Source organism: Brachybacterium sillae (assembly GCF_025028335.1).
Lineage (GTDB): Bacteria > Actinomycetota > Actinomycetes > Actinomycetales > Dermabacteraceae > Brachybacterium > Brachybacterium sillae.
On record NZ_JAFEUW010000001.1, the window covers coordinates 2,441,475 to 2,462,919 of the forward strand.

General features: G+C 70.7%; 17 protein-coding genes. 9 read left to right on the forward strand and 8 right to left on the reverse strand.

The genetic code is table 11. The features are described 5' to 3' along the window. Nucleotides 1–19 precede the first annotated feature (19 nt). The 4 genes from JSY14_RS11260 to JSY14_RS11275 form a co-directional block, all read right to left on the reverse strand. Nucleotides 20–1,960, reverse strand: a complete 1,941-nt coding sequence (locus tag JSY14_RS11260) for a glycoside hydrolase family 13 protein (RefSeq protein ID WP_259559164.1) — start codon at nucleotides 1,958–1,960, stop codon at nucleotides 20–22. Further along, on the reverse strand, nucleotides 1,957–2,841 hold the full coding sequence (locus tag JSY14_RS11265; protein WP_259559166.1) for a sugar ABC transporter permease: 885 nt from the start codon (nucleotides 2,839–2,841) through the stop codon (nucleotides 1,957–1,959). The genes JSY14_RS11260 and JSY14_RS11265 overlap by 4 nt, the downstream gene beginning before the upstream one ends. Nucleotides 2,842–2,858: 17 nt before the next feature. Continuing rightward, entirely contained in the window at nucleotides 2,859–4,439 is a 1,581-nt protein-coding gene (locus JSY14_RS11270; RefSeq protein WP_259559167.1) for an ABC transporter permease subunit, read from the reverse strand. Between the two features lie 114 nt (nucleotides 4,440–4,553). Then, nucleotides 4,554–5,855, reverse strand: coding sequence for a sugar ABC transporter substrate-binding protein (locus JSY14_RS11275; RefSeq protein WP_259559169.1), 1,302 nt, complete (start codon nucleotides 5,853–5,855; stop codon nucleotides 4,554–4,556). Between the two features lie 152 nt (nucleotides 5,856–6,007). Between JSY14_RS11275 and JSY14_RS11280 the strand changes: the two genes are divergently transcribed. Both JSY14_RS11280 and trpS read left to right on the forward strand, forming a co-directional pair. Then, nucleotides 6,008–7,009, forward strand: a complete 1,002-nt coding sequence (locus JSY14_RS11280) for a LacI family DNA-binding transcriptional regulator (protein WP_259559171.1) — start codon at nucleotides 6,008–6,010, stop codon at nucleotides 7,007–7,009. Between the two features lie 93 nt (nucleotides 7,010–7,102). Then, nucleotides 7,103–8,188, forward strand: coding sequence for a tryptophan--tRNA ligase (gene trpS, locus JSY14_RS11285; RefSeq protein WP_259559173.1), 1,086 nt, complete (start codon nucleotides 7,103–7,105; stop codon nucleotides 8,186–8,188). A 33-nt stretch (nucleotides 8,189–8,221) separates the two neighbouring features. Here the strand turns inward: trpS and JSY14_RS11290 are convergent, their stop codons facing one another. Further along, entirely contained in the window at nucleotides 8,222–9,826 is a 1,605-nt protein-coding gene (locus tag JSY14_RS11290) for a DUF5129 domain-containing protein (protein WP_259559175.1), read from the reverse strand. Nucleotides 9,827–10,009: 183 nt separating this feature from the next. Between JSY14_RS11290 and cysK the strand changes: the two genes are divergently transcribed. Together cysK and epsC are read left to right on the forward strand one after the other, a co-directional pair. Further along, entirely contained in the window at nucleotides 10,010–10,939 is a 930-nt protein-coding gene (gene cysK, locus JSY14_RS11295; RefSeq protein ID WP_259559178.1) for a cysteine synthase A, read from the forward strand. 5 nt (nucleotides 10,940–10,944) lie between these two features. Beyond that, on the forward strand, nucleotides 10,945–11,529 hold the full coding sequence (gene epsC / locus JSY14_RS11300) for a serine O-acetyltransferase EpsC (RefSeq protein WP_259559180.1): 585 nt from the start codon (nucleotides 10,945–10,947) through the stop codon (nucleotides 11,527–11,529). A 23-nt stretch (nucleotides 11,530–11,552) separates the two neighbouring features. On the opposite strand, the gene JSY14_RS11305 is transcribed toward epsC, so the two are convergent. Both JSY14_RS11305 and JSY14_RS11310 read right to left on the reverse strand, forming a co-directional pair. After that, nucleotides 11,553–12,335 (reverse strand): SIR2 family NAD-dependent protein deacylase, encoded by a 783-nt coding sequence (locus tag JSY14_RS11305; RefSeq protein ID WP_259559182.1) that lies wholly within the window; start codon nucleotides 12,333–12,335, stop codon nucleotides 11,553–11,555. Further along, nucleotides 12,332–13,183, reverse strand: coding sequence for an aldo/keto reductase (locus tag JSY14_RS11310; RefSeq protein WP_259559184.1), 852 nt, complete (start codon nucleotides 13,181–13,183; stop codon nucleotides 12,332–12,334). Before JSY14_RS11310 ends, JSY14_RS11305 begins: the two co-directional genes overlap by 4 nt. A gap of 135 nt (nucleotides 13,184–13,318) precedes the next feature. On the opposite strand from JSY14_RS11310, the gene JSY14_RS11315 reads away from it, so the two are divergent. Continuing rightward, a complete protein-coding gene (locus tag JSY14_RS11315) occupies nucleotides 13,319–14,557 on the forward strand; it encodes an arginine deiminase (RefSeq protein WP_259559186.1) in 1,239 nt (412 codons plus the stop codon). 125 nt (nucleotides 14,558–14,682) lie between these two features. On the opposite strand, the gene JSY14_RS11320 is transcribed toward JSY14_RS11315, so the two are convergent. Further along, nucleotides 14,683–15,279 carry a GNAT family N-acetyltransferase gene (locus tag JSY14_RS11320; RefSeq protein WP_259559188.1) on the reverse strand — a complete coding sequence of 199 codons (597 nt, stop codon included), beginning with the start codon at nucleotides 15,277–15,279 and terminating at the stop codon, nucleotides 14,683–14,685. A gap of 181 nt (nucleotides 15,280–15,460) precedes the next feature. Here JSY14_RS11320 and gcvT point away from each other — a divergent pair, with 181 nt between their 5' ends. The 4 genes from gcvT (at nucleotide 15,461) to JSY14_RS11340 (ending at nucleotide 21,305) form a co-directional block, all read left to right on the forward strand. Continuing rightward, nucleotides 15,461–16,585 carry a glycine cleavage system aminomethyltransferase GcvT gene (gcvT, locus tag JSY14_RS11325; RefSeq protein WP_259559190.1) on the forward strand — a complete coding sequence of 375 codons (1,125 nt, stop codon included), beginning with the start codon at nucleotides 15,461–15,463 and terminating at the stop codon, nucleotides 16,583–16,585. Between the two features lie 40 nt (nucleotides 16,586–16,625). Further along, entirely contained in the window at nucleotides 16,626–16,994 is a 369-nt protein-coding gene (gene gcvH / locus JSY14_RS11330; protein WP_259559192.1) for a glycine cleavage system protein GcvH, read from the forward strand. Between the two features lie 15 nt (nucleotides 16,995–17,009). Continuing rightward, nucleotides 17,010–19,979: an aminomethyl-transferring glycine dehydrogenase gene (gene gcvP / locus JSY14_RS11335; protein ID WP_259559193.1), complete on the forward strand. Its 2,970-nt coding sequence runs from the start codon at nucleotides 17,010–17,012 to the stop codon at nucleotides 19,977–19,979. A gap of 114 nt (nucleotides 19,980–20,093) precedes the next feature. After that, entirely contained in the window at nucleotides 20,094–21,305 is a 1,212-nt protein-coding gene (locus JSY14_RS11340; RefSeq protein WP_259559194.1) for a cobalamin-independent methionine synthase II family protein, read from the forward strand. Nucleotides 21,306–21,445 lie beyond the last annotated feature (140 nt).

Here is a 21,445-nt window from a genome sequence, read left to right on the forward strand (position 1 = left end):
CCGCCCCCGCGCCAGCGGGTCAGGGCAGGGGCCGTTCCAGGCAGAGCACCGCCCCGCCGGGGCCGCCGGCCCGAAGGGTGACGGACCCGGACACGGGATCGGCCGTCACGGCACCGTGGGCGTGGAGGAGCCGGGCCGAGGGGGCACCGGGCAGGGCCGACAGCTCCAGGGTCACCGCCGTGTGGGCGGCGCGCGCGAGATGGACCAGGACGTCACCCTCGGGGTGGGTGCGCAGCAGCGTCACCGCGTCCTCCTCCACGTGGATCAGGCGCAGACCGCCACGGCGCAAAGCCGGCAGCTGTCGCCGCAGCCCCAGCATCGTCCGGGTGTGGGCGAGAGTGCCGGTGTCCACCCCCGGGGTGTCGCGGCCGGTGCGTTCGGCCGCCGCCAGGGCGCTCCACGGCATCGGGGTGCGGGAATGCTCCCCGGTGGTGCCCTCCGCCCCGAGCTCCTCCCCGGCGAAGAGGGTCGGCGCGCCGGGCAGGGCCGCCAGCGCGGTGAGGCCCACGTGATGCACCTCGCGGTCACCGGCGAGGGTGCGAAGGCGCGGAGTGTCGTGGCTGCTCAGCAGGTTCTGGGAACACAGGCGCGCCGGCCAACTCAACTCGGCGTTGTACTCCGACAGGGTGTGGGCGAGGGCCTGACCGGGCAGGCGTGGCACGGACATCGGCAGCCCCAGCCAGTTCAGGTCGGAGCCGTCGGCGGCCAGCCACGTCCACAGTGGACGGGTGATGCCCGCGTAGTTCATCGTGCCGTGCCAGCCGTCGCCGACCAGGTCCCCAGTGGCGTCATGACCGTGCTCGGCCACCAGCCACGTCGGGCGACCGGTGCGGCGTGCCGTCTCATCCAGGGTGCGACGCACCGACCGGGCCACCTCATGGGCGAGATCCACCGCCCCATGCCGGCCGGTCATGTTCGCCACGTCGATACGCCAGCCATCGGCCTCGACAGGGGCATCGAGCCACCGGGCGACGACGCTGCCGGGGCCCTCGTACATCCGGGCGCGCAGCGGGGCACTGCGGTGATCCAGCTTCGGCAGCGAGGGGACGTCCAGCCAGGAGGCGTACCCGTCCGGATGGTGGGTGAACAGGTAGAAACCGGCCTCGACGGAGGCGGGATCGGCCTGGGCGGTGCGGAACCACTCGTGCCCCGCCCCGGTGTGGTTCGTGGTGAGGTCCAGGATCAGGCGCATCCCGCGCTCATGCAGGGCCCGCGAGAGCCGCACCAGGGCCTCGTCCCCGCCGAGCAGCGGATCGACCCGGTCGAAGGTGGTGGCGTCGTAGCGGTGCACCGACCCGGCCGGGAAGATCGGCGTGAGGTAGACAGTGTCCGCACCGAGGGACGCCACATGGTCCAGGTGCTCGATGATGCCGTCGAGATCCCCGCCGTAGAGCTGGCGGCCGGTGATGTCGCCGCGCACCGCGGGCTCCTCGTGCCAGGCCCGCGGCTCCGCCCACTCGGGCAGGTCCTCCACCTGCGGGCGGCCGTCGGGGTCGACCGGAGCGCCGGTGGAGCGCGCGAACCGGTCCGGGAAGATCTGATAGACCACCGCGTCGGCCACCCACTCGGGGTGCTCATGGATCGTCAGCCGGAAGTCGCGGGCGTCGGAGACGTCCCACGGCACCAGACCGGCAGCGGTCAGCCAGGCGTACGCCGGCACGTCCGCCCGTGCCGCCTCCTGCGGGTCACAGGAGAGGACGAAACGGTACGGCTGGACCGGGTTGTGGAGCGTCAGACGGGCCTCCCACCAGGCGCCGCCCGGCACCTGCTCGACGGGGCCGAGCACCCGTGAGGAGATCTCCCCGTCGACCACGGTGCGCACCGCGGCCGCCGACAGCGGATACCCCTCCGGCACCCACAACCGCAGCAGCACCTCGTCGCCGAGATGCCGCGGCGGCTGCGGGACGTGGACCGGGCCGCTGTCGTGATGAGGCTGCTGCAGGAGAGGGGGAAGCGTCATCCCTTCACCGCACCGGCGGTGGAGCCACCGACGATGTAGCGCTGCAGGAACTGGTACAGCAGGATCACGGGGATCATGACCATCACGGACCCGGCGGCGAACACCCCGAGGTTGTTGGAGCGGTCGCCGGAGAGCATCCCGTACAGGCCCACCGCCAGGGTCTTCTTCTCGTCACTGGTGAGCATGATCGCGCCGAGGAGGAAGTCGCTCATCACGCCCACCAGGGACAGCAGCAGCGTGGTGGCGAGGATCGGGGTGAGGGCGGGCAGCAGCACGCGGCTGAAGACCTGCCAGTGGCTGGCGCCGTCGATGATCGCCGCCTCGTCGAGCTCCTTCGGGACGGTGTCGAAGAAGCCCTTGATCAGCCACACCTGCCCCAGAGAGCCGCCCAGCATCACCAGGATGTACCCGGGCAGCGAATCCAGACCCAGCAGGGGGATCACCTCACCGAGGCGGGAGATCATGGTGAAGATCGCGATCATCGAGATGATCGCCGGGAACATCATGATCAGCAACAGCGCCAGCATGCCCACCCGGCGGCCCGCGAAACGCATCCGGCTGAACGCGTAGGACGCGAGCACGGAGAGGAACACCTGGGCGGAGGCGACCACTGCGCAGACGATGGCGGTGTTCAGGTACCAGCGCAGGAAGGGGCCGCGCTCGCCGGAGAGCAGGGTGCTGAAGTGCACCAGGCTGACGTCGCGCGGGATGAGGCTGGTGGAGGCGACCGTGCCGAGCGGGTTCAGGGACGCCGAGATCACGAAGAGGATCGGGAACACGGCGAAGGCCACAGCGGCCAGGCCCACGAGGTGGCGCCAGCCGATCTCGGCGAACCAGCGTCCGACGGGCATCCGGCGGCGGGAGGGAGTGGTGGAGGTCATGGCGGTCCTTCCCGGGCTCAGTTGACGTCTTCGAGGACGTTGGTGAAACGGAACTGCACGGCGGCGATGAGACCGGTGAGCACGAACAGTGTCACGGCCATCGCGGAGGCGAAGCCGAAGTCGGCTCCGGAGCCGCCGAAGGCGATGCGGTACACCATCGAGATGAGGATGTCGGTGCCTCCGCGGATGAACTCACCCGGGGCGAAGGGCCCGCCGCCGGTGAGCAGCTCGATGGCGTTGAAGTTGTTGAAGTTGAAGGCGAAGGACGCCACCAGCAGGGGGGACACCGCCACCAGCAGCAGCGGCATGACGATCTTCACCGTGGTCTGCAGGCGGCTGGCACCGTCGATGCGAGCGGCCTCCTTGATGTCCTCGGGGATCGACTGCAGCGCACCGGTGCAGACGATGAACATGTAGGGGAAACCCATCCACAGGTTCGTCAGCAGCACCGCGGCCTTCGCCAGGGTCGGATCGCCGAACCAGTTCAGATGCAGACCCAGGGTCTGGTTGATCAGGCCGAAGTCGCGGTTGTAGAAGTTCGACCACACCAGCAGGGCGATGAAGCCGGGGACTGCATAGGGCATGAGCAGGATCGACCGGTAGATCTTGCGCCCGCGCAGACGCTCGTCGTTGAGGATCAGCGCCAGCGCGAACCCGACGAGGAAGGTGAGCAAAACGCTGCCCGCCGCGAACACGACGGTCCACACGAAGGCCGCGCCGAACTGCGAGGCGATCTTCGGGTTGGTGAACAGGCGCTCGTAGTTGGAGGTGCCGACGCCCTGGAGCCACGACTGGCTGAAGGCCCGCTGGCCGTTCTCGTCGACGAAGTACTCCGTGTCGCCGACGGTGCCCACGGTGTAGGTCTTCCCGGTGACGGTGTCGGTGATGGTGTCGGTGGCCTCGTCGTACTGCAGCCTCTTGGTGCCCACGAAGGCCTGGTTCACGCCGAGGATGCGGATCGCGGAGGTCTCGTCGACCGGGACCGCGATCTGCTGGAGGGTCTTGTACGCGGTGTTGATCTCGCGCGGGGTGAGCACGGTGTACCCGTCGGCCTCGGTCACGCGGCCATCGGTGACGGTCACCTCGTCCGCCGGGACCGGCTCAAGCGGGGTCTCCTCATCACCGCGGAACACCTGCTGCGTCGCGGGGTCCACCAGGAAGAACGTGAAGGGCCCCTCGGCGGCGCTGCCCTGGGTCGCGACGGTGAGGTTGTACCGCGGGGCATCCGGGGTCTGCTGCACCGAGTTGCCGGTGATCGACTCGATCGCCTGTTCCTTCGTGCCGCGGGTGCCGTCACCGAAGTTCGTGAAGGAGTAACCGACGGTCAGCACGATCGGCGTGATGAGGAAGACCAGCAGGAAGAACGTGCCGGGGAAGATGTACTTCAGCGGGACCAGCCGACGCGTCGAATAGATGACGAAGATCGCGGCGGCCGCCAGCAGCGTCACCGTGAGCCACATCCAGGTCTGCAGTCGGATCATCACCGGGACGATCCAGATCAGCAGGGCCAGGACCAGGCCGAGCAGGAGGGCGCGCGCCAGGAGAGCGGTCACCGAGGTGGAGCGACCGGTGTGCGCGGGGGCGTTGAGGGACGTCATGGCGGCGGTGCCTTTCGAACACGGGGCCGGGGCGGCGGGTCGGCGCGGGACGGAGCAGCGCCGGGATGCCGCGGCCGGGGCGCCTCAGGGGCACCCCGGCCGCAGCGGACGGCATCAGCCGATCTGGGAGGCGATCTCCTCACCGGCGGCCTGCATGGTGGAGGCCGGGTCGGCGCCGCCGACGATGGAGGACTGGGCCTTGCCCAGCGGGCCCCAGATGGCGGCCATCTCGGGGATGGACGGCATCGGGTCCGCGCCTTCGGCGAACTCGGCGATCTGCACGATCTCCGGGTTGTCGCCCGCGAGGGACTGCTGAAGCGCCGCGTGAGCCGGCGGCAGCTGGTTGACCGCGAACATCGCCTCGGGGATTTCCGGAGCGGTGGCGACCTCGTTGACGAACTGCTGCGCGAAGGCGGCGTTCTGCCCCTGGGAGGCCACGTAGAAGGCGTTCACGCCGGCGAACGGCTTGGCCGGCTGCATGCCCTCGAAGCCGGGCACGGCACTCAGGGTGACGTCCATGCCGGCCTTCTCGATGTCGGCCAGGGCCCAGGGGCCGGAGACCAGGTAGGCGGCCTTGCCGTCGGTGAACAGCGAGATCGCGTTGGTGCCGTCGATGGAGGTCTTCAGCACCCCCTGCTCGCCGAGCTCCTTGATCTTCTCGCCGGCCGCGATGGAGCCCTCCTTGCCCACGCCCAGGTCCTTCGGGTCGTGGTTGCCGTCCGCATCCTGGCCGAACAGGTATCCACCGCCGGAGGTGTACAGGGGCTGCATGTGGTAGGCGTCGCCCTCCTCGCCCACCGGGAGCGCGAGCACGTTCTCGGCGCCCTTGGCCTTGCCGGCCTCGATGAGCTCCTCGATGGTCTTCGGCTCGGGCACATCGGTGAGGGCGTTGTTGGCGAACAGCGCCAGGGTCTCCACCGCGTACGGGACGCCGTAGGTCTGACCGTTGAAGGTCACGGCCTTCAGGGCGATCGGCGCGAGGGCGGTGGAGGCGTCGGCCGGCAGCTGCACGGGGGAGATGGCGCCGTTCTGCACGAGGTTGCCGATCCAGTCATGGGCGCCCAGGACGATGTCCGGGCCGTTGCCGTTCTGGTTGGCCGTGATGAAGGCGGCCTGGAGGTCGTTGGCGACGGTCTGCACGGCCACGGTGACACCGTTGGCGTCGGCCCAGGCCTTCGCGGGCTCCTGCAGCGACTGCGCCTTCTTCTCGTCGGCCCAGATCACGAGGTCGGCATTGGCGCGGGCGGGGGCTCCGCCCTCACCGCCGCCATCGGAGGCGCCACCGGCGTCGGAGGCGCCGGTGCCACCGGAGGTGCCCCCGGCAGCGGTGTCGTCGGACCCGCCGCAGGCGGCGAGCAGGGCCGCGGACGCGCTGGCGGCACCGAGGGCGAGGAAGGACTTACGACGGATCAGCACCGGATGTCTCCTTTGAACCATGTGCGGGGGCGGGGGCATCGGACACCCCCGGTACCAAGGACGATAGACCCCCGCGCATCTGCTGTGCAAGAATGCGCAAGATCTTGCACCGCGTGGCGGTGCTCACGAGGTACGGACCGAAGGGGGGGCGGGTGAAACCGCGACTGGTGGACATCGCTCGGGCGTCCGGCGTCAGCGAGGCCACGGTGTCCCGAGTGCTCAACGGGCGCGGCGGCGTCCAGGAGGCGACCCGCCAGAAAGTTCTTGCGGAATCGCGCCGCCTGGGGCGGGATCCGGCCCCGGAGGCGGACACTCGCCCGCTGGTCGGGATCATGGTCCCGGACCTCGAGAACCCCGTGTTCCCGGCGTGGGTGGAACGGATCGAGGCCGAACTGTTCCTGCGCGGCGCCTCGGGCATCGTCGCCACGCGTGTGCGGACGGAGGAACGGGAGGCCGAGGCCTTCGACCGCTTCCTGCGTGCCGGGGCCCGCGGCATCATCGTCGTCTCCGGCTTCCATGCCGTGCGTCCCACCGGCCTCGATCACTATCGCGCCGTCCTGGCCCGCGGCGTCCCGCTGTGCATGGTCAACGGAGTGCGTCCCGACCTCGACGGGACCTTCCTGTCCACCGACGATGGGGAGGCCGTGCGCCTGGCGCTGACGCACCTGGTGGACCTCGGGCACCGGCGCATCGGTCTGGGTGTCGGCGATGAGCACACCTGGCCGGTGCAGCAGAAGGTCCGTGCCTTCCATGCGGTGGCGGGCGATCTCGACCTCGAGGCGTCCCCTGTGGCGTACACCGACTTCACCTACGCCGGGGGGTACCAGGCGGCACGGGAGCTGGTGGGCCAGGGATGCACCGGCATGATCCTTGGCAGTGACGTGATGGCCGCCGGGGCGCTGGAGGGCGTGCAGTCGCGGCGTCTCACCGTGCCGGGCGATGTCTCCGTGGTGGGATACGACGACATCCCCTGGGCGCAGCTCACCACCCCGCCGTTGACGACCCTGCGCCAGGCGATCCCCGAGATCTCCCGGGCCGCGGTGAGGGCGGTGCTGGAAGGAGGGGACGGCAGTCGGCGCGCCCCGCGCAGCGAGTTCGCCGTGCGTCCGCAGCTGGTGGTGCGGGGGTCGACCGGTGCCGCGCTGCGGCGCTGACCCCTCCAGCTGTGCGCCGCGGTCGGCCGCGGTGCCACGGGATGCCGGGACGGACGCCGTCGAGGGGTCGTCCCCCCTGGCTACGATGACGGGGTGAACCACCCTGAGAACCAGCCTGAGATCTCCCACAGCAGCTACCGCACCGCGCAGGAGCGGTCCGCCGCCGTCGAGCGCCGGATCGCCGAGGACCCGGCGTCGGTCCGGATGCTCACCGGTGACCGGCCGACCGGTGCCCTGCACATCGGCCATTACTTCGGCACCCTGCGCAACCGCGTGCGCCTGCAGGAGTCCGGGGTGGAGACCTGGGTGATCGTGGCGGACTACCAGGTGATCACCGACCGGGACGTCATCGGTGACATCCGCGGCAGCGTCCGCGAGCTGCTCACCGACTACCTCGCGGTGGGCATCGATCCCGAGCGCACCACGATCTTCACGCATTCCGCGGTGCCGGCGCTGAACCAGCTGCTGCTGCCGTTCCTGTCCCTGGTGACCCAGCCGGAGCTCGAGCGCAACCCCACCGTCAAGAGCGAACTCGCGGCGGCGGGGAAGAGCGCCATGGGCGGTCTCATGCTCACCTACCCGGTGCACCAGGCGGCCGACATCCTCTTCTGCCACGGACAGGTGGTGCCCGTGGGCAAGGACCAACTGCCCCACATCGAACAGACCCGGGTGATCGCACGACGCTTCAACGAGCGGTACAACCATGGCGAGGTCTACTTCCGCGAGCCCGACGCGCTGCTCTCGGAGGCGCCCACCATCCTGGGCCTGGACGGCGACAAGATGAGCAAGTCCCGCGGCAACAGCGTCATGCTCTCCATGACGGCCGACGAGACCGCCAAGCGCATCCGCAAGGCGAAGACCGACTCCGACCGCGTGATCACCTTCGACCCGGAGGGTCGTCCCGAGATCGCGAACCTGCTCACCATCACCTCGCTGTGCATCGGGAGGAGCCCCGAGGCGATCGCCGAGGAGATCGAGGACCGCGGCGCGGGCACCCTGAAGGTGATGTGTGCCGAGGCGCTCAACGAGCACCTGGCACCGATTCGGGCGCGGCGCGCGGAGCTCGAGAAGGCACCGGATCACCTCTTCGAGGTGCTGCGTGCCGGCAATGCGCGGGCCAACGAGGAGGCCGACCGCACCCTCGCGCGGGTGCGGGAGATCATGGGGATGGTGTACTGACCCGGCCCCGTCGCACGTCGGTGCCGACCCGCGTCAGAAGCGGCTGGAACTGCCGGACCCGGAGAAGCCCCCGCCGATCGAGCCGGAGTAGCCGCTGAAACCGCCGCCCGAGCCGCTGGTGACCGGCGGCGTGCGATGCGTCTCGATGCTCTGCCGGGAGATCGCGTCCCAGGTCCACAGCCACAGCAGGGGGTCGAAGGCAAAGAAGGCGCCGTAGGACGCGGGGTAGTAGTGGCGTCGGCGTGAGCGGATCGTGGGCGACCACTGATCACCGTCGCCCGCCGTGGCGGAGCGCATGATCCGTTCCTCCTCGGCGGAGCGGGCGGTCGCGGCGATCACGGCATCCTGGTGGGCGACCGCGGCGGAGGACAGATCACCGGTCATGCGATCGAGGGTCTCGAGCGCCTGATCGGGGGTGATGGACCGGGCATCGAGCTGCTGTTCGAGCCGCGGCAGGGCGGCGGCGATCCCGGCGGCGGTGCGGCGGACCGCCAGAGCGGTCGGGGAGTCGGCCAGCACCGGGTGGGCCCGCACCACCTCATCGGTCCGGGCCAGGGACTCGCGCAGGGGTTCGGTCTCGACCTGCCATGCCTGGTGCCAACGATGGTTCATGCTCAACAGGTCGTTGGCACGGATGATGCGGTCGTCCAGGTCATCGATCTGCGCGACGGCCGTGGCGTACTGCGACACCAGGTGCGCGCTGGGCGGCGAGATGCCCCACAGCGGACCGGGAGAGGCCGGCAGTTGGCCGTCCAGGCGCGTGGCCTCGGCGGCGCTGCGCGTGAAGGACTCCCAGTCGCGCAGCACCGGTTCGCCGTACATCGACTCCCGCGGGATCGTCCGTGCCGCGAGCTCCGTCTCCGAGGCGAGCATCATCGTGGCGGTGTAGCGCTCTCGGGCCCGACGCAGCGTCGTCCGCGAAGAGGAGCGGCGGGCGAGTGCCGCGCCGACGCCGGTCAGGCCCAGCACACCCGCTCCCAGGGCGCCGACCCCGACGAGCGGGGAGAGATACCACGGGCGGCCGAGCAGGTCGGCGTACCGGCGGGCCCCCTCGACCATCGTCCCGTCCCAGTCACCCTCCTGGGCCGGTCCGGTCATCGCCTCGCGCACCGCCTGCTGGCCGCCTTCGTCGAGGGCGACGTCCTCACCGGCGTACACCCCCAGCAAGCGATTGCGCTCGTCAAGGGCGAGGATGACCAGGCCATCCGCCCAGAACGCCCCACCGGAGGTGATCCACTCCGGGTGCTCCCGACGGGCGTGGAGCAGCACCGCATCGTTCAACGCGAGATCGTCCTGCGGGTCGCGCCCCTCGTCCTGCACGTCGATCGACAGGGCGACCACGTGGACGTCCTCGCGGAAATCGATCTGCTGCAACCGCTCCGTCAGGGGGCCCGGGTGGAGGGAGCCGGTGGTGTCGACGACGTCCACGCGGGAGGGCGGGGCGGCCTGGGCCCACGGGGTCGGCAGGAGCATCAGCACCGCGAGCACCAGCAGCACCAGAAGGGTCGTCAGCGGGCGCCGGGCCCTCGACGGAGTCTCCATGAGGGCGACGGCCGATGCCGGGCGGGTCTCCGCCATCGAGCGGGCCCCGGTCTCCTGAGTGGTCCGGGAAGCGGGATCAGGCGTGACGCGCGTCATGTGCCCGACCCTACGTGGTGCATCCGGACGACCGCTGGGGTGAGCTGGGGATGACGTCACGATGACCGGTGGACGTTCCAGCGCCCACTCATCGTCTATCCTTATACTGGCCCCAAGCACAACTTGGCGGGGTGGCCCGCCATGGAGGCGGTGGGCCGGTCCTGCCGCAGGGAAGGAGTCAGCATGCGCGTCTACGACAGCGTCTCCGAGCTGGTCGGCGGCACCCCGCTGGTCCGTCTGAACCGTCTGGGTGAGGACGTGAAGGCCACGGTTCTCGCCAAGATCGAGTTCACCAACCCGGCGCACTCCGTGAAGGACCGCATCGGCGTGGCCATGATCGACGCCGCCGAGGCCTCGGGGCAGCTGCAGCCCGGCGGCACCATCGTCGAGGCCACCAGTGGCAACACCGGCATCGCCCTGGCGATGATCGGCGCCTCCCGTGGCTACCGAGTGGTGCTGACCATGCCGGAGTCCATGTCGAAGGAGCGGCGGGCCCTGCTGCGCGCCTTCGGGGCCGAACTGGTCCTCACCGAGGCGGCCCAGGGGATGAAGGGCGCCGTCGCGAAGGCCGAGGAGATCGCCGCCGAGACCGGCGGGGTGCAGGTCAAGCAGTTCGAGAACGAGGCCAACGCCGAGATCCACCGCCGCACCACCGCCCAGGAGATCTGGGACGACACCGACGGTCAGGTCGACGCCCTGGTGGCGGGCATCGGCACCGGCGGCACCATCACCGGTGTGGGACAGGTGCTCAAGGAGCGCAAGGACGGCGTGCGGATCATCGGCGTCGAGCCCGCCGAATCGGCGATCCTCACCGGTGGTCAGCCCGGGCCGCACAAGATCCAGGGCATCGGCGCGAACTTCGTGCCGCCGCTGCTGGACACCGAGGTCTACGACGAGATCCTCGACATCGACGCCGACACCGCCATGGAGCGCGCGCGCACCGTCGCCCGCACCGAGGGCCTGCTCGTCGGGATCTCCTCCGGCGCGGCCATCGAGGCCGCCGTGCGCGTCGGCTCCCGCGAGGAGATGGCCGGGAAGACGATCGTCGTGGTCGTCCCGTCCTTCGGTGAGCGGTACCTCACCACCCCGCTGTACGCCGAGTACATGGACTGACCGCCATGGGTGTGGTGCAGAGGGCGCGGCAGCTCTCCGAGCGCGTCCGCGAGGACCTCGCCGTCGCCTGCGAGAAGGATCCCGCCTCGCAGTCGGCGGTGCAGGTCGCGTTGACCTCGCCGGGCCTGCACGCCATCTGGACCCACCGGGCCGCGCATGCGCTGTGGCAGCGGCGCCGGGGGAGGCTCCCGGCGCTGCTGCTGGCGCAGACGGCGCGGTCGATCACCGGGGTGGAGATCCATCCCGGGGCCTCGATCGGTCGGCGCTTCTTCATCGACCACGGCATGGGCGTGGTGATCGGGGAGACCGCGGAGATCGGTGATGATGTGATGCTGTACCACGGGGTCACCCTCGGCGGCCGGTCGATGGAGCGAGTCAAGCGGCACCCGACCGTCGCCGATGGCGTCACGATCGGGGCCGGGGCGCGTGTGCTCGGCCCGGTGCTCATCGGGCGCGGCGCCCAGATCGGGGCGAACGCCGTCGTGGTGCGGGATGTCCCGGACGACGCGACGGCGGTCGGAGTGCCCGCGGTGGTGCGGCCGCATGCCGCGGCGCCGGAGAGCCATATCGATCCGGCGATCTGGATCTGAGGCCGCCGCCGGCGCTGTGCGGCTCAGCCCTCCCGTCCGAAAGGCTCCAGGAACGGATTGCGGGGGCGGCCGGCGGCCCGCGCCTCCCACTCCGGCAGGACCTCATGGGCGTCGCGGACGATCACGCGGTCGTATCCGGCGGCCAGCGCCGCGGCACTGGGAGCCACGTCGATGAGCACGGTCGTCGCGCCGTGGGCGGCGGCCCGGTGCACCAGTCGGGCCGCCGGGTGCACGGTGCCGCTGGTGCCGACCGCGACGAACAGGTCGCAGTCAGCGGTCCAGCGCTCGGCCGCCGCCAGGGCGTCGGTCGGCAGCAGCTCATCGAACAGGACCACGTCCGGGCGCGTCGGCGCCCCGCACAGGGGGCAGGAATCCGGGGCGCCGTGGTCTCGGGCATGGTCGCCGTGCCCCGGGGTGACCGCGGCCGACCAGGGGCAGGAGTCCGTCAGGCACACGGCGCGCAGCGCACTGCCGTGCAGTTCCGCGACCTCCCTCGACCCGGCCAGCTGATGCAGCCCGTCGATGTTCTGGGTGATGATGCGGGCGCCCAGACGGGCCGCCGCCAGATGCCCCGGCGTGGGGCCATGGGCGCGGGCACGGCTGGCCATCTCACCCCAGATCCGCCACAGCATCGGCAGGGATCCGGGCAGGCGCTCGGCGTGCATCGCCTCCTCGGCCTCCGGGGCCAGCGCCCAGAGACCATCGGGCCCGCGGAACGTCCCCAGTCCCGCCCGGGCCGACAGCCCCGCCCCGGTCAGCAGCACCATGCGGTGCCCCGGCCGACCGGGGAGGGCGCCGTCTCTCACCACTCCTCGTGCTCCCGTGAATCCCAGGCGGCGGACTCACCGAGGTCCAGGCTCGCCAGCAGGGCGCGGTCCTCATCGTCCAGCGTGATCTGCGCGAGATCGGCGTTGGTGCGGCGACGCGCCGGATCGTTGGACTTCGGGATGACGACGATGTCCTGGTCGATCGCCCAGCGCAGGGCGATCCGGGCCGGATCCACCCCGTGCTTCGCTGCCACCCGTCGGATCGCGAACTGCTGCGGCAGGTCCTCGCGGCCCCCCAGCGGTCCCCACGCCTCGGTGACGATGCCATGGTCGCGGTGGTACGCGACGGAGGTCTGCCGAGGCAGGGCGGGGGAGAGCTGGATCTGGTTGATCTCCGGAGTCTCACCGGTCTCCTTGACCAGGGAGTCGATCTGCTCGGGGCGGAAGTTCGACACCCCGACGTGCCGCACCAGCCCCTCGTCGCGCAGATCCAGGAGCGTGCGCCAGGTGTCGGTGGCCAGACCGCGCGAGGGGTTCGGCCAGTGGATCAGCACCACATCGACGTACTCGACCCCGAGACGACGCAGGGAGGTGAGGACGCCCTCCCTCGAGGCCTCCCGCCCCTGGTCTCCGCCGGCCACCTTGGTCGTCAGCACGACCTCCGCGCGGTCGACACCGGAGACCCGCAGACCCTCGCCGACGGCTGCCTCGTTGCCGTACTGCGAGGCGGTGTCGACGAGGCGGTAGCCCAGCCGCAGGGCGTCGCTGACGGCGGTGGCGCACTCGACCCCCTTGAGGGAGCTCGTGCCCAGACCGATCAGCGGGAACGGCGTGCCATCGCGCAACGTCGTGGTGGGGATCTCGAGGGTCTCGGGGGTGATGGACATGGTGACTCCGTTCGTGGACGCTGCGGGCGCTCCTGTCCTACCACGGGAGTCCGGGAGGCGACCCGATAGAGTGCGATGTCCGTCACGTGCGCTGCGCCATCGTCGCCTCACCGCACCGCCTCCGGGAGGAGTTCCATGAGCACTGCATCGACTGTCCCCCTGGGGGTCCGGGACGAGGTCTCGCCGCTGCGGCGGGTCCTCCTGCACCGCCCGGGCCCGGAGCTGGAGCGGTTGACCCCCACGAATCACGACCGGTTCCTGTTCGACGAGGTGCTGTGGCTGGACCGCGCCCGCGCCGAGCACGACGCCTTCACCGATCTTCTGCGCCGCGAAGGTGCAGAGGTGCTGTTGCTGGAGGATCTGCTGCGGGAGGTGCTCGACATCCCGCAGGCCCGCGCGGAACTGCTCGACCAGACCCTCGACCCCGGGGAGCTCGGCCCGCAGACCGCCGGCGACATGTTCGAGGCCCTCACCGACCTGGACTCCACGCACCTGGCGACGATCCTGTTGGCCGGGGTGACCCGCAGGGAACTCGAGCAGCTGGGGGTCCCCATGCGGGCCCTGACCCTGAGTCGGCTGCGCCCGGACGCCCTGGTGCTCGACCCGCTGCCCAACCACCTCTTCACCCGCGACCCCTCCGCGGTCGTCGGGCACGCGGTGCTGGTCAGCTCCCTGCGGCGTCGGGCGCGTCGACGCGAGAGCCTCCACCTCACGGCGATCCACCGCCACCATCCGCTCTTCGGCGATGGGCGCGGGGCCGGTCTGGACCTTCTCTCCGATGCCCTGACGGGTGCCCGGGCCACGGTCGAGGGCGGCGACGTTCTGGTGCTGCGCGACGGCGTCGTCGCCGTCGGTCTGTCGGAACGCACGAGCGCCGTGGGGGTGGAGCTGATGGCCGGCGCCCTGCTGGGGTCCGGCGCGGTGGAACGGGTGATCGCCGTGGCGCTCCCGCACCACCGCTCGATGATGCACCTGGACACCGTGATGACGATGGTCGACCACGAGAGCGTCGTGCGGTACAGCCTCCTGGCGCCGCTGGAGACGATCGAGATCACCCGCACCGACGGGCGGCTCACCAGCCGCGCCCATCCGGCCTCCGAGATGGACGATGTGCTCGCCCGGGCCCTCGGCATCGATCGGCTCCGGGTCATCTCCCCGCAGCTGGATCCCTACGCCGCAGCCCGGGAGCAGTGGGATGACGGGTGCAATGTGCTGGCCCTCGCCCCGGGGCGGGTCGTCGCCTACGAACGCGCCGTCGCGACGAACGACGTGCTGCGCGATCACGGGGTGGAGGTGCTGGAGATCTCCGGCAGCGAGCTCGGCCGGGGGCGCGGGGGGCCGCGCTGCATGACCTGCCCGGTGGCGCGCGACTGAGCGCCCGACGGCAGTCGTCCGGAGGTGCGACGGGGCGGGGGTGAGGGGACGCCCCCGCCGGTCCCTCGCCGGGACCCGGCGGGCCTTCAGGGGGTCCGTGCCGACGTCGGCGCGGAGGGGCCGCCTCAGTTGCTGTCCGGCGTGCCGGACGCCGGGCGCAGGGGTTCGGGGCCCTCGCGCCAGGGGTCCGTGGGCGACGACGGCGGGGGGAGCGGCTCCCGCAGCGAACGCTGCATCAGCAGTTGCTGGGCGCCGAACTCCTCCAGGCCGCGGCGGACGGTGAAACCGAGGCGCTTCAGCAGGGCCACGCTGCGCTTGTTGCGGGTCTGGGTGACGGCGATGACGGTGTCGTCCTCGAGGTTCGCGCGTGCCCAGTCGAGCAGCGCCCGGCAGGCCTCGCCGGCATAGCCCTGGCCCACGTGCTCGGGCAGGAGTGCGTAGGAGAGCTCCAGCTCACCACGGTCGTAGGCCAGGGTGATCGAACCGATCATGCGATCCGTGGCGGCGTCGGCGATCACCCAGCTGCCCCAGGTCAACCCGAGGGGGGACAGTTCCAGGGCCTGGCGCGAGGCGTAGTCGACGGCACCACCCAGGTACTCCCGGGTGGTGGGGTCCGTCATCAGCCGGATGATGGTGCCGCGGTCGTCCTCGCCCGCTTCGCGCAGCTGGAGCCGGGCACTGGAGATCCGCACGGGCCACTCCGCGGTTCCTTCTCGTGCCACGCCGCCAGCCTAACCGTCCGGACCCCGATCCGGAGGGCTCCCGTGGCCGCCCTCGACCCGTCGGGGAATGTCAGGACTGAGCGGTACAGTTGGCGCGCGGCCCGCCGGAGCGTCGCAGCGCCCCTGACGGGCGAGGCCGGCTCCTGACCCGGGCACCTCTGGAGTGAGAAGGAGATTTTTCATGACCGGGCAGGATCTTCGGACCACCGCCCTGCACAGCGTGCACGAGCGTCTGGGTGCGTCCTTCACCGACTTCGCCGGGTGGAGCATGCCCGTGCGCTACAGCTCGGACCTCGCCGAGCACAAGGCCGTGCGCGCCTCCGCCGGCATCTTCGACCTCAGCCACATGGGCGAGATCTTCGTGACCGGTGAGCAGTGCGGGGAGTATCTCGACTACGCCTTCGCCGGCAAGCTGTCCGGCATCGGTGTCGGGCGCGCCAAGTACACCCTGCTGCTGCAGGAGGACGGCGGCGTCATCGACGACCTCATCGTCAACCGCCTCGACGAGAAGCGCTACATGGTCGTCGCCAACGCGAGCAACGCCGAGGTGGACGCCGAGGAGATGCGCAAGCGCGCCGAGGACTTCGACGTCACCGTCACCGACTCGTCCCTCGACTACTCGCTGATCGCGGTGCAGGGCCCGGAGAGCGCGGACATCGTCACCCGCGGCCTGACCTCCGGTGCGGAGGGCATCACCGCCGAGGACATCGCGGACCTCAAGTACTACCGCGTGCTGCAGGGCACCTACCAGGGTGACGAGATCCTCGTGGCCCGCACCGGATACACCGGTGAGGACGGCTTCGAGCTCTATGTGCCCAACGCCCACGCCGAGTCGCTGTGGGACCTGATGGTGTCCACCGGTGGCGACTCGCTCGTCCCGTGCGGCCTGGCCGCCCGTGACTCGCTGCGTCTCGAGGCCGGCATGCCGCTGTACGGCAATGAGCTCGGCCGCGACAAGCTGCCGGCCCAGTCCGGTCTCGAGAAGGTCGTGGCGCTGTCCTCGAAGGGTGACTTCGTGGGCCGCTCCGGCATCGAGAACACCGACGTCTCCGACCGCCCCGTCCTGGTGGGCCTGACAGCCGAGGGCCGTCGCGCCGCCCGCGCCGGCTCCGCGGTGAAGGATTCCGAGGGCACCGAGGTCGGCGTCGTCACGTCCGGGGCGCTGTCCCCGACCCTCGGGCACCCGATCGCCATGGCGTTCGTGCGCCCGGACCTGAACGCCGAGGGCACCGAGCTCGTCATCGACGTGCGCGGCAAGGACCTCCCGGCCACCGTCACGGCGCTGCCGTTCTACACCCGTTCCTGACCTCCCTCCACCACACACCTTTCGAAGGAAGGACACAGCCATGGCTGATCTGCTCTACAGCAAGGACCACGAGTGGGTTCGCGTCGAGTCCGACGGTGTCGCCGTCATCGGCGTGACCAAGTTCGCCGCCGACCAGCTCGGTGACGTCGTCTACGTCGACCTGCCCGAGACCGGTGCCTCCATCAGCGCCGGCCAGGAGATGGGCGAGATCGAGTCCACCAAGTCGGTCTCCGATCTGTTCTCCCCGATCGACGGCACCGTCACCGAGGTCAACCAGGACGTCGTCGACGCCCCGGAGACCGTGAACAGCGACCCGCTCGGGGACGGCTGGCTCGTGAAGGCCTCCTTCGACAGCCTGCCCGACGACCTCCTCTCCGAGAAGGAGTACAACAAGCTCACTGCTGAGTGAGGATCTGACGTTCCGATGACGAATTCTTCGACGCCGACGGGTTCCGCCGTCGACGACGCCCTGTACGGCCAGCACTCCTTCGTCCGTCGCCACGTCGGCACCACGGGCGACGCGCAGGCGACGATGCTCGAGACCCTCGGTCTGGAGTCCCTCGACGACCTGCTGCAGAAGGCGGTGCCCGGCACCATCCTGCTGGACGGCACCGTCGACGGTGTCGTGCCCGAGGGCATCAGCGAGCCCGATGCGCTGCGTGAGCTGCGCGCCCTGGCCGAGCGGAACACGGTGCGTCGTCCGCTCATCGGCCTGGGGTACCACGGCACGCAGACTCCCGCGGTGATCCAGCGCAACGTCCTGGAGAACCCGGCCTGGTACACGGCGTACACCCCGTACCAGCCCGAGATCTCCCAGGGCCGCCTGGAGGCCCTGCTCACCTTCCAGACCATGATCTGCGACCTCACCGGGATGGACGTCTCCAACGCGTCCACCCTGGACGAGGCCACCTCCGCCGCCGAGGCGCTGATGCTCGCCCGCCGCCAGACCCGCGGCAAGAGCAACGTGTTCCTCGTCGACGCCGACGCCCTCCCCGCCACCAAGGCCGTCCTGGCCGGTCGCGCCGCGGGCCTCGGTGTGGAGCTGCGCGAGGTCGACTTCGCCGCCGAGGGTGCCCCCGAGGATCTCGACTGCTTCGGCGCGCTGATCCAGTACCCGGGCGCCTCCGGCCGGGTCTGGGATCCGAGCGAGGTCATCGCGAAGGTGAAGGAGGCCAAGGCGGTCTCCATCGTCGCCGCCGACCTCCTGGCCCTCACCCAGCTGAAGACCCCGGGGGAGCTGGGCGCCGACGTCACCGTCGGCACCTCCCAACGCTTCGGTATCCCGCTGGGCTTCGGTGGCCCCCACGCCGGTTTCGTGGCCGTGCGCAAGGGCCTCGAGCGTCAGCTGCCGGGCCGCCTCGTCGGCGTCTCGGTGGATGCCGAGGGCAAGCCCGCCTACCGCCTGTCCCTGCAGACCCGCGAGCAGCACATCCGGCGTGAGAAGGCCACGAGCTCGATCACCACGGCCCAGGTGCTGCTCGCCGTGATGGCGGCGTTCTACGCCGTCTACCACGGCCCCGAGGGTGTCCGCGCGATCGGCCGTCAGGTGGCCGAGCGCGCCGCCGCCTTTGCGAAGGGTGCGCAGGACGCCGGCCTGGAGCTGGTGCACGACGCCTTCTTCGACACCGTCGAGGTGAAGGTCCCGGGCCGCGCCGAGGAGCTGAAGTCCGCGTTCGCGGACGCCGGCTTCCTGGTGCACACCCCGGGTGAGGACGTGCTCCACCTGGCCTTCGACGAGACCATCACCGCGGCCGACGTCGAGCAGCTGCTCGGTGTGCTGTCCGAGGGTGCGAAGGCCCCGTCCGAGGTCGATCCCGAGGCCGCCTGGGGCGAGCTGCGCCGGGAGTCGGAGTTCCTCACCCACCCGGTGTTCACCTCGTACCACTCCGAGACCGCGATGATGCGTTACCTGCGCCGCCTCGCGGATCGCGACTACGCGCTGGATCGCGGCATGATCCCCCTGGGGTCGTGCACGATGAAGCTCAACGCCGCGACGGAGATGGCCGGGATCACCTGGTCGGAGTTCAACGGGCCGCACCCCTTCGCGCCGCGTGAGGACGTCGAGGGCTACCTCGACCTCATCACCCAGCTCGAGACCTGGCTCGCGGAGCTCACCGGATACGACACCGTCTCCCTGCAGCCGAACGCCGGCTCGCAGGGTGAGTACGCCGGCCTGATGGCCATCAAGGCGTACCACGACTCCCGTGGCGAGTCGGAGCGCGACGTCTGCCTGGTGCCGTCCTCGGCCCACGGCACCAACGCCGCCTCCGCCGTCAACGCGGGTCTGCGGGTCGTGGTGGTGGCCTCGGACTCCCACGGCAACGTGGACCTCGAGGACCTGAAGCAGAAGATCAAGGACCACGGCGATCAGCTCGCGGCCATCATGATCACCTACCCGTCCACGCACGGCGTGTACGAGTCGGAGGTCCGGACGGTCTGTCAGCTGGTGCATGACGCCGGCGGTCAGGTGTACGTGGACGGTGCGAACCTCAACGCGCTGCTCGAGGTCGCCCGCCCGGGCGAGTTCGGCGGCGACGTCTCGCACCTGAACCTGCACAAGACCTTCTGCATCCCCCACGGCGGCGGCGGCCCGGGCGTCGGCCCGGTCGCGGCGCGCGCCCACCTGGCGCCGTTCCTGCCCGGTCACCCGTTCATCCAGAAGCCGGAGCATCCGGTCGTGGGTGGTGCGGACACCGTGCACGGCGGGGCGCCGGTCTCTCAGGCGCCGTACGGCTCCCCGTCGATCTTCCCGATCACGTGGACCTACATCCGCCTGATGGGGCCGAAGGGCCTGCGTCACGCCACCGCCTCGGCGGTCCTCGCGGCGAACTACATCGCCAAGCGGCTGTCGGAGTCCTACCCGATCCTCTACACCGGTGAGAACGGCCTGGTGGCCCACGAGTGCATCGTGGACCTGCGCCCCTTCAGCGCCCGCACGGGGATCACGGTCGATGACGTCGCCAAGCGCCTCATCGACTACGGCTTCCACGCCCCGACCATGTCGTTCCCCGTCGCGGGCACGCTCATGGTGGAGCCGACGGAGTCGGAGGACCTCGAGGAGATCGACCGCTTCGTCGACGCCATGTTGATGATCGCCCAGGAGGCCGAGGACGTGCTCTCCGGCACCTGGCCGAAGGACGACAACCCGCTGGTGAACTCCCCGCACACCGCGGCGCACGTCACCGCCGACGAGTGGACCCATCCGTACCCGCGCTCCGTCGCGGCGTACCCCGGTGTCCATGCGTCCAAGGAGACCGTCGCCTCGGACGGGCAGCACGCCACCCTGGAGATGCGTGTCCAGGCCAAGTACTGGCCGCCGGTGCGTCGCATCGACCAGGCCTACGGCGACCGCCACCTGGTGGTCCGCTGGCAGGACGTCGTCGTCGACGAGTGATCCCACCATCGAGCTGGCCGCCCGTCGCCCCCGCGGCGGCGGGTGACCGGCCCGCATGAACCACTGTGACGCCCCGGCCCCCGGCCGGGGCGTCACAGCGTCTAGCGTGGTCCCATGACCACGATCCTGACCTCCCACGCCGGCTCGCTTCCCCGCACGCCCGAGCTGATCGCCGCCAACGCCTCCCGGCCCCTCGCCGAGGACGGCATCACCCCGCTGCCCGATGAGGACTTCGACGCGGTGCTGCGCGCCGCCGTCGACTCCGTCGTCGCCAAGCAGCGCGAGATCGGCATCGACGTCCCCAACGACGGCGAATACGGCCATGCCATGGGCAGTGCCCTGAACTACGGGTCGTGGTGGTCCTACGTGTTCGACCGCGTCGAGGGCCTGGAGCTCACCGGCGTCGACCACCGCACCGCCGAGCCCGTCCGCTCCGCCCCCGGTCAGGTGCGTCTGACGAGCTTCCCCGATCGGCGGGACTGGGTGCGGTTCCGCGAGGCCTACAACGATCCGAGCGCCGGCATCACCCTGGGGGAGCAGAAGGTGTTCCCGGCGGCGACCGGCCCGGTCTCCTACTCCGAGACGGGACGGCAGCAGACCGCCCGCGATGCGGAGAACCTCTGGGCGGCACTCCGGGCGCACGGGTACGAGGGCGGATTCCTCAACTCGGTGGCGCCCGGTTCGGGGGCACGGATCGCCGATGACCACTACGACGATGTGGACGCGTTCCTGGACGCCTGGGTGGAGGTGATGCGCCCGGAGTACGAGGCGATCGCCGCCGCGGGTCTCACCGTGCAGATCGACGATCCGTCGATCGCGGAGAACTGGGACCAGATCAACCCCGAGCCCAGCATCGAGGACTATGTGGCCTTCACCCGCAAGCGGGTCGAGGCGATCAACCGTGCGGTGGAGAACGTCCCCACGGAGCAGACCCGGTTCCACCTGTGCTGGGGCTCCTGGCACGGCCCGCACACCACCGATATCGAGCTGAAGCACATCGCCGGTCTGCTGCTGGAGATCGACGCCCGCTACTACAGTTTCGAGGCCGCCAACGTGCGGCATGAGCACGAGTGGACGGTGTGGGAGCAGGTGCAGCTGCCGCAGGACAAGGTCATCGTCCCCGGCATCGTGTCGCACTCGACGAACGTGGTGGAGCATCCGGAGCTGGTGGCGCAGCGCATCGAACGCTTCGCCCGGCTGGTCGGGCCGGAGCGCGTGATCGCCTCCACCGACTGCGGTCTGGGCGGCCGCATCCACGCGGACATCGCCTGGGCGAAGCTGGAGAGCCTCGTCGAGGGGGCGCGCCTGGCGTCCTCCCGGATCTGAACGTCGGTCCCCCGACCGCCGCGTCCGGCGGCGGCCGGGGAGTCGGTCCGCCGCGTCGAGCGGTCCAAGAGTTCACCGAGTCGTCATGGACACGTCATGGCGCGGCGGGCCGGGCGTGAGGCAGGAGGAGCACCGTGGGA